Genomic DNA, 4,153 nt, shown 5'->3' on the forward strand with positions numbered 1-4,153 from the left:
TGCAGTTCCTTGATGACTGGCTGGCTGCTCAGCGGAAGAAACAACTGTCAGCGTAAATCACACCTGTTGGAAGACGAAAAACCAAGGGAACCTCACTTGCGAGTGAAAAAGCGGCGGCGCGTTTAGGGCGCATGAAGGCTCGACTTGAGCTGCGCCAATAGCCGGGGGGATGCAACGGGGACGCGCCAGCGGGTCCCCTTGCCAAGATGCGCTGGACGGAAAAATGGCACATTTTGTAGTACAGCGCACCTCTTGCGCGTAGCGTAAGGCAGGTAGGTGAGCAGTGTAGGACAAAACAGCTCATAACCGCTTCGTCTATATACTTGCGTGCCACTACCTCTATTCTCTATTCACCGCTTAAAGCTTTATTAAGCCATCTTTGGGGCACCATTCGGCTTGAACAAATAATTAAGTATCTTGTATTGCCTTGGAATTAAGCATCCCTTGCAAAATCTCGATCTGATCTAAGTCTGTAAGATTGCGCATTCGAGGAACTGCAACGCGCCTCAAGAAATCGTACACATCGCTATCGTCTATGATTCGTCCAAATTGATTGTTCGTTATCGCAGCCGACAGAATTCGTTGAACCTCTTTCAAAGAGAAGTACCCGAACTGCTCCAGCTTAGCTATTAGATGATGCGTTTCAGAAAATGATTTAGATTCGAACAGGCTGTCAATGAGAGCATCTTTGTTCTTGTCATATGAGAACGCCACACCGTCGAAGTGCTCTTTAAGAAACGCAGACAGAGTCCGGTAGACCAATAAGTCACCTTTCTTTTTTTTCTTCCATTCCTGCTTCAGAAACGGATGCGGCCGATTCTCGTCTAAGGTAGAGTAGTAGTCGCCGTCTTCACTTACTATGTAAAGATTCTCGCCTTCAGGAATGGCATCCAGTAGCGCGAGCCAATTTATCGCATCTCCCATTGAACCGTTCTTTCCAGGAGGATTTCCAAGTGATATGCGCATTTGGGCCTTGGCATACAGCTCAGCGCTAGTCGTTATCGGATTGCTCTTGTCAAAAATGTCCTTGATAAGGGCGTCAGTTATAAGCCCATTCTCAGCCACATCTGAATCAACTTTCCTAGCAATTTCTTTCGCCAGTTCCTGTAATTCAGCGCTCTTCTGTCTTATCTGTTCATATTCTTCGTACTGTTTCATAAAAGCGGGGAGCTGCGCCGCAAACTTTATGTCTTTGAATTTTTTCAGTGCATCCTTGATCTTGCTTTCTCTGTTTCGCAAAAACTCGTCACACACCTGCTCTGTCAAATGCACGCTTGCTGCTCCATGTTCATGAGAAGCAAATACGTTGCTCAGAGCATCAATTTCTTCCCTTGTGAAATGAAAGAAGTTCAGTAGGATATTGGTATCAATGAAAACGTGCATAATGTCTAAGAGTAATTATTTTCACTCGTAGCGATTTAGGTGATGTATTTTGCCGGAACTTGATTAATCCTGCACGTTTCGCCGTAACGGTGCTTTCAGGCACGGTAATGCTGGATTTTGTTATGGTTATTCGGCATTGATTGCCAGCTTTTCCTTAACGTTGGCAGATTGCGACAATGCACGGTAGATCGTGCGGGAAGACACACCAAACTGAGCTGCGATCTGTACGGGAGTCAGATTGGGCTGATGTTGCAACAAGCTCTGCAAACGGATGATCTGGGGATGGGATAGCTTCTTCGGTCTGCCCAGATGCGCACCGCGTTGTCGTGCGGCTTCCATTCCGGCCTTGGTGCGCTCTCGGATGAGATTACGCTCCAGCTCAGAGAATGCATGACGTATCTGGTACATGCATTTTCCCATTGCGGTGGTGGTGTCGATATCTTCTGTCAAACAGCGAAACTCGATGGCCCGGTTCTCAAACTCTTCCAGAATGTTCAGCGCGTTCTTGAGCGAACGAAAGGCGCGATCCATTTTCCAGACAACAAAAACATCCCCTGCCTGCAAGCTGGATAAAGCCTGCTCGAAACCGGGACGCCGCTTGGCGGTAGCCGATACGCCTTGATCCTCAAAAATAGCGCTGCAACCTGCCAACTTTAAGGCATTAATCTGAAGGTCGAGATGCTGGTCTTCTGTCGAAACACGGGCGTATCCAATGGCACGGCTTTTATTTTCCAGCATGCGGTTGCGCTTATTATCCATTCCGCTCCTTTAGCGATAGACAAAAGGGGACCCTTTTGACCTATCTTCATAACCGTTCCCCGTCAACTTAAAATGGAAAAATCGCATCGAAAAAACAGATCATATCGACGGTTTTTCTTCCGTAAGGAGATATGTGAATTGTGACAAAATGGTCCCCTTTTGTCACAGCGCAAGGTGCTGAAAAGACATGAGCTTTTCAGTTATTTGATGGTGATTCTAGGTGCTCTGTTCGTAGGTTTTGGCGGCACCGTTGGATATGCACAGGAGGCACTGCTTTCCGCCAAAAAAGACTATATCACCTGCTGGAAACAGCCCTGCGTGCTCGTTGCCGGAAGCGAATGGTCGGAGAAGAATCCTAACGGCATAGGAATTTCTGTACGTATGGGAACCCAGTCCGGTGTTACGGACGATCAAATCAAGACTGTGCTCACCCGGGATTTTAAAAAGGTCGGCATGACGAACATCAAATTCTTTTTTGAACAGAGCGATGCGCCCGCCGCCGGCATCTCATTTCATGTTCGTGGCGGAACGACTGAATTATTTTTGATAGACAATGTGCGGGAACAGGTTGCCACCATTGCCAAACGGGCCGCAAACACGAACCCGCTGTTCCAATAGCTACGATAAAAATTTCAAGGTAGCGTTGGAAGAGCTTGCCTGTGACAGCATTTCATCATGCTGGCTGTCGCAGCCATCCCGTACAGATGCCTTGGTGTCCACACTGTTAGATACGCGGTCAGCAAATACCATTTCCTGAATAAATCCGCGTTCTTTCATTTCGTCGAAGAGTTGTTCCTTGCGCTGCGGGCTGGTGCTGTCATCATCCAGTTCCGCGACAAACGCCTTGGCGCTGTTGAGATGGAACTGTTTCTGCGCCCATTCCGCGTAGTCGCCATATTTCGGATCATTTTTATATTTATCCTTTATTGTTCCGTCAGGGTGAAGCATTTCGTTGATGAGGTGCTGTTCCAGCCGCTTGCGGTACGCGTTAATGTTTTCGTCTGACTGCTGCTGCGGGATATCGTCCGCGCTCAGAATATCTAGCGCCAGCTTTTCCCGCCATGCATCGCCATCCCGCTTTTCAAAGGATGTTATTAATGCTTTAACATCAGCTTCCATTTGCCTGATGGAGGCGCGCATTTGCTCAAGCAATTCGACAAACTGCGCTGTGCGGCGCTCCTTGGACTTACGTTCTTCGGCTTGTTTGGATTGACCTGTATTGGCTGCTGAATTGCGCTCGATAACGCTCGTGACGGAACCGCTGAGCTGGCCGTTGTGAATATAGTTTTCTTTTTCAGTAAATTCCGCACGGCGTAGACGATTAAAGTCTTCTTCAGGCAGACAGGTGCGGCAATGAATAAAGCTATTCGTCAGCCCGCCGGAAACCCGCAATTTTGCATCGGTCGGCTCAACCATTAACGGCTCCATGGAAGAGCCGTGCCACTGAAAAAGCGCGGTATGCTACCGCATACCGATGGTTCAGAACAACTGCGTTATTCTGAACCACTGCTAATGAAATCCCGGACACACCACGCCCCAATGTCCCTGCCTCCCGTTAATCGATCTGTGCAGACAAATATTATCGCCTGCAAAAAATTGCCTTTTTACGCTATCAGGAACGGGTTAATAAATGGTTAATTATGGTCATGGCATCCAATTTACATCAACACGGCCTGTAAAAATTCACGAACTGTAATGCAGCGCCGATGTTTGAAAGAAGTAGCGTATTATTAAAACACCTAATTTGTTTACTAATTCGGCTAGCATGAAATTGTCTTCTGTAACGAAAAAGTTATTTTTCAGCACCATGATTAACTAATAGTTGGATTATTTCTTTATATCCTTTCGCTTTAGCAATGGATAAAGCGTAAGCTCCCCTTTTTAAGAGACAAGCAATAAGTAGAACTTTCTGGCAGGTGACGTCCCCCCAATTCTGCTGGGATTCAAAACTAGAATCTGGCCGCTTCTGGCAGTCTGACCTGCTTGGTTTTAACGTATTCGCTTGGGGTCA

At 47.2% G+C, this 4,153-nt stretch carries 4 protein-coding genes; 1 reads left to right on the plus strand and 3 read right to left on the minus strand.

Features of this window, described 5'->3' with window-relative positions:
- Positions 1 to 408 precede the first annotated feature (408 nt).
- The gene (locus BMX00_RS14185) at positions 409 to 1,383 is read right to left on the minus strand and encodes a PIN domain-containing protein (protein ID WP_090829675.1); all 975 of its coding nucleotides are present in this window, start codon (positions 1,381 to 1,383) and stop codon (positions 409 to 411) included.
- 126 nt (positions 1,384 to 1,509) lie between these two features.
- The gene (locus BMX00_RS14190; RefSeq protein WP_218141566.1) at positions 1,510 to 2,142 is read right to left on the minus strand and encodes a recombinase family protein; all 633 of its coding nucleotides are present in this window, start codon (positions 2,140 to 2,142) and stop codon (positions 1,510 to 1,512) included.
- Positions 2,143 to 2,301: 159 nt separating this feature from the next.
- On the opposite strand from BMX00_RS14190, the gene BMX00_RS14195 reads away from it, so the two are divergent.
- Positions 2,302 to 2,760 carry a hypothetical protein gene (locus BMX00_RS14195; RefSeq protein WP_090829676.1) on the plus strand — a complete coding sequence of 153 codons (459 nt, stop codon included), beginning with the start codon at positions 2,302 to 2,304 and terminating at the stop codon, positions 2,758 to 2,760.
- Here the strand turns inward: BMX00_RS14195 and BMX00_RS14200 are convergent, their stop codons facing one another.
- The gene (locus tag BMX00_RS14200) at positions 2,761 to 3,558 is read right to left on the minus strand and encodes a hypothetical protein (protein WP_090829677.1); all 798 of its coding nucleotides are present in this window, start codon (positions 3,556 to 3,558) and stop codon (positions 2,761 to 2,763) included.
- Positions 3,559 to 4,153: the final 595 nt, after the last annotated feature.

This window comes from Nitrosovibrio tenuis (assembly GCF_900109785.1).
In the GTDB taxonomy this organism is placed as follows: Bacteria; Pseudomonadota; Gammaproteobacteria; order Burkholderiales; family Nitrosomonadaceae; genus Nitrosospira; species Nitrosospira tenuis_A.

Bases quoted from the DNA above. Each gene is read 5' to 3' on its own strand.
- BMX00_RS14185 (WP_090829675.1), bottom strand. From the start codon at position 1,383: ATGCACGTTTTCATTGATACCAATATCCTACTGAACTTCTTTCATTTC.
- BMX00_RS14200 (WP_090829677.1), bottom strand. From the start codon at position 3,558: ATGGTTGAGCCGACCGATGCAAAATTGCGGGTTTCCGGCGGGCTGACG.
- BMX00_RS14190 (WP_218141566.1), bottom strand. From the start codon at position 2,142: ATGGATAATAAGCGCAACCGCATGCTGGAAAATAAAAGCCGTGCCATT.